Genomic DNA, 5733 nt, shown 5'->3' on the forward strand with positions numbered 1-5733 from the left:
CCAGGATCAAACTCTCCGATAAAAGTTTGAATAGCTCTTGTTTGCAACGATTCAATCGTTGCGGTAAATCTAGAATTAACGTTGACGTATTGTCTTGTTTTGTTCAGTTTTCAAGGTTCAATTTGTTGATGCGCTCCGTTTGAAGCGACCTTTTTATCTTATCAAGTTATCAACTCGAAGTCAACAACTTTTTTTAAAAAATTTCATGTCGCCACTGACCGGACTCGTTTGTCGTTCAGCAGCGACATTTACTAATATATCAAGGTTCTTTATTGAAGTCAATTAAAATTTAATATTTTACTATAGTTTTTTTGGAACACGATAATAACGATGATAGACACCTTTACCCTTCGTTTCAACATCGACTATTTCAACAAATCCTTTATCCGTTAAATATTCGATCAGCATGCCAAGGTCAACGGAATAATGTTTGGCTTCTTCATGATTAAGCAGTTCCTGAAAACTCCATTGGTCTTTTTGTTCCAAAATAGCAACAAGGTGCTCGGATGCCACTTTAGTCCGGGAGTGGATCAGAAATTCGCTGGCTAAAAATAATAATTCAAGCCTTTTATCAATTTCCTCTTCGCTTGTGACAAGTTCTTCATATAATTTGTATATTTCAGGTTCGATCTGTTTCACCTGATTCCAGACGGTCACTTCGGGATGGAACCCATTTTCGATTACAGCAAGCCTTGCCAGATGATGCAGTGAATGAACGATATGATTATAGGCGTCGAGATAGTGCCTTGATTCAAAAAATACCTTCCCATCCATATAACGGCGGATCAACTTTCCGAATTCCATTCCCATTTTAATTTTTCTTCCGTAAAAGGGGAAGTCTCTCAATTCAGTTTTGAGGCCATGCACATATTCGTTTCGATCAAACAGGATTTTACCATTGAACAGCCAATCGATCACTTTGCGATTGGTTCCCAGCAGGATCCATTCCCGCAGTTTATCTTCTGTGACGATATGTAATGCGGCCTTGTGTTCTTTATAAGTATAATGTTTAACGAATACCGGTTCATCGGATTCTTGTACAATAAGAAATAAAACAATATCGAATGTATCAGTAACTGGACTTGATTTCTTGCTTTGTTCTATTAATAAGACGCCTAGCGTATTTGGATGGCTGGTACGCTCCTGGTAAATCGGGCGTAAAATGTCTTCCATATAAAACTCCTCCACATCAATCATTGGTTGGTAACTATTTCGACATCGAAACAGGATATCCTTCTCTTTATATAGTCATTTTTCGACAAATGGTTTTCCTATCCCCTCACTCCACCAAATATGGTATAGTATTTTTCTAGGAGGGACAATCATGGCTAAGAATTATTCCAGTAAGATTAATAAAATCCGTACATTTGCATTAAGCTTGGTTTTCATCGGATTCATCATTATGTATGTAGGTATATATTTTAAAGAGCATCCTTGGGTTATGACTATTTTTATGCTTCTTGGTTTTCTTGCTATAATCGGCAGTACTGTGGTTTACTTCTGGATCGGAATGTTATCTACAAAGGCAGTCCAGGTTACATGTCCCAATTGCGGCAAGGTCACAAAGGTCCTGGGCCGTGTAGACATGTGTATGTATTGTAATGAACCGCTGACTCTGGACCCTGAGCTCGAGGGCGAAGATTTTAATGAAGATTATAATAAAAAGAAATAGTCAATCACAAACAAAGACCTTCCCTGAATGGAGGTCTTTTTGTTTTTAGTTCCAAATTACACTTTTAAAAAAATTGACCTCTCATTGATGTCAACTGTCATTCGGCAGGGCAAAAGAAAAAAGATGGTTGTGAGAACCATCTTTCTAATGAGTTTCTTTTGTTGAGCAATCTGTGCAGGTGCCGTAGACTTCCATTCGGTGATTATTTACTTTAAATCCCGTTACATGGGAGGCAAGCTGCTCTACTTCATCCAGACCCGGGTAATGGAAATCGACAATTTTACCACAACCGTCGCAAATCACGTGGTAGTGGTCTGATGTTACAAAGTCAAAGCGACTAGAAGCATCACCGTAAGTCAGCTCTTTAACCAGGCCGACTTCCCGGAAGACTCGTAGGTTGTTGTATACAGTAGCCACACTCATATTCGGAAACTTTCCTTCAAGTGCTTTATATATGTCATCAGCTGTTGGATGAGCCATTGAATCAATGAGATACTCTAAAATCGCATGACGTTGAGGCGTGATACGGACACCGGTTTCCTTCAATGTTGAAATCGCTTCTTTTAATTGTCCTTCTTGTGACATCGCCATGCACCTCTTTTCATAAGAATTATTATTTTATAATCTTTATAAATAGTGTACTAATCAGGTGTACCATTTGTCAATCTTTCTACTATTGCTGGTGTAAATTTTTCTCCTGTTCACCGAGCTGCTGGTTGATGTACCTTGCAGCCACGAATAAGAAATCTGACAGTCTGTTCAGATAAGACAGCACCAGCGGGTTGACATCTTCCCCGATGCCGACCGCTTCCCGCTCTGCTCTTCTCACGATTGTCCTTGCTGTATGTAGTGCAGCCCCTGAAGGATGCCCGCCTGGCAGGATGAAATTTTTTAAAGGTGTTAAATTCCCATCCAGAAAGTCGATTTGCTCCTCCAGTTCTTTGATGTTCTTATCTTCAAGTTTCCACTTCACATCTTTTCCCGGAGGTGTAGCAAGTTCAGCACCTACATGAAAGAGTACCGTCTGGATTTTATGAAAGAATCCTTCAAATTGTTCTCTTCCTTCAAAGTACTCTGCTTTTAAATAGCTTAACCCGAGTCCAATCATTGAATTTGCCTCATCACATGTTCCGTATGCTTCGACCCGCTGATCTTTCTTTGAAACCCGTGAGCCGTATACAAGTGAAGTCGTTCCTTTATCCCCTGACTTCGTATAAATCTTCATATTAATATCCCCTTTCTGTGTCAATTATATTTATGAAGTCTTCACTCTTATTACTATATGCTTCCAGATTCTTTTTGAAGATATCAAATGCTCTCGGCATATACATTTTAGTGATACTCGACATATGCGGTGTTATGGTAATCCCTTCTTCCTGCCAGAATGGATGATCGGCAGGGAGTGGTTCCACCTCGAAAACGTCAAGAAAAATTTGTCCTATCTTCTTTTCCCTTGCAGCTTCTAAAAGGATTGACTCTTCAACGAGATCACCTCGTCCGATATTAATGAATACAGCCGAATTCTTCATCCCGTCAAAATGATCCTCTTTAAGAATATATCGGGTATCTCCTGTGCTTGGCAGTATAGCAACAATATAGTCAGCCTGCTGCAGGAATCCTTCATAATCCCCGAGAGTGAACATCCGATCGAAATGCTCCACAGACTTACCTGTTGAATTGACCCCTGTTGTCTTCATGTTAAAAGCTTTTCCGATTCGTGCAATTTCACTCCCGATTGCGCCTGCTCCCAACACGAGCAGAGTGGAACCGTTCAGTTCGGAGGTCGGAAGCCTTCTGCTCCATATCCCTTGTTCCTCTTGCTTTAGAACAGTTTGGAACTGCTTGGCGTGCTGCAGCATCAATCCAAAAGTGAACTCAGCCATCGGAATCTTATGTATTCCCTTTGCATTCGTGACCAGTATCCCTCTTTTTCCAATTGCTTTTAAAGGCATTTTCTCGAGTCCAGCAGATGTTACCATGATCCACTTAAGACTGCTGGAAATCTCAATATGCCGATCTGTCAGATCCTCTCCCATTGTGACAATGATCTCTGCTTGATGTAATGCATGCTCAGCTTCCCCGATCTTTTTAAAGAATGAAAATTCAACTTCAGGATAATGCCGAACCAGATCCTCAGCAAAAACTTCCCTGGGCTGAAACGTAAAAACCACTTTCATCACTAAACCCCCAATCCCTATTGAAGATATTTTATCATATTTTGATTTCTTCATAAAAAAAGAGGACCGATTTAAATCGATCCTTTATACGGATGAGACTGACTTATTTGAGGAGGTTGCCCTACTCTTACTATATGTCCTTCTTGATGATGTGAATGGACAAAAGCCTCATCCTTTGAAAAATAGGCTTAAAAATAGGCTTAAGAAAGGTTTTCTTCTATATAGTGAAGAGCTTCCTCCACATGTCCCTTCACTCGGACCTTTCTCCACTCTTTCGCAAGGTTTCCTTCTTTGTCAATGATGAATGTGGAGCGTTCGATACCCATATATTCTTTTCCGAAGTTTTTCTTAAGTTTCCAAACTCCATATTCTTCAGCGATTTTATGGTCTTCATCCACCAATAATAAAAATGGCAGGCCATGCTTGTCCACAAACTTTTCGTGCTTCCCGACCGGATCCGGACTAACTCCCAGAATTACAGCATCAAGCTTCTCGAAGTTTTCATGGTGATCTCTGAAATCGCATGCTTCAGTGGTGCACCCGGGAGTCATATCTTTAGGATAAAAATAGAGCACTACATGTTTACCTCTGTAATCGGATAACTTTACCTTTTCCCCGTTACTTGCCGTCAATTCGAATTCCGGCGCTTTTTGACCAGTTTCAACACTCATACCATAACCCCTCCATATCACTCGTTTCTACTGTTAGCGTACCCAATAGGAAGGAAAAACTCAAATCATACGGGGTTATTTGTCAAAATTCATAAACGATTTCACGACAAACGCTGCCGGGATCGTATACCCTAGCCAGGATTCTATGAGAGCAATCCCCCTGCCAATACCGACAGGGGTCACATCACCGTATCCGACAGAAAACAAAGTGATGCCGCTGAAATACATCGTTGTAAATACATGATCAAAAAAATCACCAGAAACAGGATGTCCATTTTCAACCAGTATCGGTATGCCTTCGAGTTCTAATAGAGTAAACAACAGACCAAACCCGATCATAATGGTCACATAGCACATCCCCAAAAAGAAGAAGTGATGGAATGAAACATAGTGAACTTTCCACCTGGAAGGATAGAATAAAGCTCTTAAACTCATGATCATACAAAACAGAATCATAAAAGCTATTACATATATCAAATAGATTCCCTCATTTCAGGCTTGTCTCTGTATATGTACGCACACCTGCAAAAAATCATTCCCCTTCTTCATTCATTTTTCCGTTGGAATTCAATTTGCTAAAAAGCTCTCTGACATACTACAATAGTAGAGGTAACCAGACTGGCATGTGGAAACATATATGTCTATTATTCAGGAGGTAACTCAATGAATTTCACTCAATCAGAATCCTTACATAAAGATGCATTGGAACATATCGTAGGCGGGGTAAACAGCCCATCCCGCTCTTATAAGGCAGTTGGAGGAGGCTCACCAGTTGCAATGGATAGGGGCAAAGGGGCATATTTCTGGGACGTAGACGGGAATAAATATATCGACTACCTCGCAGCATACGGCCCAATCATCACGGGTCACGCCCACCCTCATATAACGGAAGCCATTACAAAGGCTGCTGAAAATGGTGTCTTGTACGGGACGCCTACCCGCCATGAGGTAAAGTTTGCGAAAATGATTAAAGAAGCGATGCCATATATGGATAAGGTCCGTTTTGTCAATTCAGGTACGGAAGCCGTCATGACCACGATCCGTGTAGCCCGTGCTTATACAGGGAGAGATAAGATCATCAAGTTCGCCGGCTGTTATCACGGCCATTCCGATTTAGTGCTGGTCGCTGCAGGATCAGGTCCTTCCACCCTTGGAACACCAGATTCTGCAGGAGTTCCCAAGAGCATTGCCCAGGAAGTTATCACCGTCCCTT

At 41.0% G+C, this 5733-nt stretch carries 8 protein-coding genes; 2 read left to right on the forward strand and 6 right to left on the reverse strand.

The window, feature by feature from the left end:
• Positions 1–300: 300 nt before the first annotated feature.
• On the reverse strand, positions 301–1173 hold the full coding sequence (locus tag HP456_RS18950; RefSeq protein WP_172253983.1) for a nucleotidyltransferase-like protein: 873 nt from the start codon (positions 1171–1173) through the stop codon (positions 301–303).
• A 151-nt stretch (positions 1174–1324) separates the two neighbouring features.
• Here HP456_RS18950 and HP456_RS18955 point away from each other — a divergent pair, with 151 nt between their 5' ends.
• Positions 1325–1672 (forward strand): YgzB family protein, encoded by a 348-nt coding sequence (locus HP456_RS18955; protein ID WP_172253984.1) that lies wholly within the window; start codon positions 1325–1327, stop codon positions 1670–1672.
• 144 nt (positions 1673–1816) lie between these two features.
• Here HP456_RS18955 and perR read toward each other — a convergent pair whose 3' ends face one another.
• The 5 genes from perR to HP456_RS18980 all read right to left on the reverse strand — a co-directional run bounded on the left by perR (position 1817) and on the right by HP456_RS18980 (position 4997).
• Complete coding sequence (gene perR / locus HP456_RS18960; protein WP_281358086.1) at positions 1817–2257, reverse strand: peroxide-responsive transcriptional repressor PerR; 441 nt, start codon at positions 2255–2257, stop codon at positions 1817–1819.
• A gap of 88 nt (positions 2258–2345) precedes the next feature.
• A complete protein-coding gene (locus tag HP456_RS18965) occupies positions 2346–2897 on the reverse strand; it encodes a cob(I)yrinic acid a,c-diamide adenosyltransferase (RefSeq protein ID WP_172253994.1) in 552 nt (183 codons plus the stop codon).
• A gap of 1 nt (position 2898) precedes the next feature.
• The gene (locus HP456_RS18970; protein ID WP_172253996.1) at positions 2899–3849 is read right to left on the reverse strand and encodes a D-2-hydroxyacid dehydrogenase; all 951 of its coding nucleotides are present in this window, start codon (positions 3847–3849) and stop codon (positions 2899–2901) included.
• 200 nt (positions 3850–4049) lie between these two features.
• Positions 4050–4520 (reverse strand): thioredoxin-dependent thiol peroxidase, encoded by a 471-nt coding sequence (gene bcp, locus HP456_RS18975; RefSeq protein WP_172253998.1) that lies wholly within the window; start codon positions 4518–4520, stop codon positions 4050–4052.
• Between the two features lie 75 nt (positions 4521–4595).
• A complete protein-coding gene (locus HP456_RS18980) occupies positions 4596–4997 on the reverse strand; it encodes an ion channel (protein ID WP_246289262.1) in 402 nt (133 codons plus the stop codon).
• 186 nt (positions 4998–5183) lie between these two features.
• Here HP456_RS18980 and HP456_RS18985 point away from each other — a divergent pair.
• A partial coding sequence (locus HP456_RS18985) for an aminotransferase class III-fold pyridoxal phosphate-dependent enzyme (protein ID WP_172254000.1) occupies positions 5184–5733 on the forward strand: 550 nt, incomplete at its 3' end.

This window comes from Bacillus haikouensis (assembly GCF_013179555.1).
Lineage (GTDB): Bacteria > Bacillota > Bacilli > Bacillales > Bacillaceae_B > Rossellomorea > Rossellomorea haikouensis_A.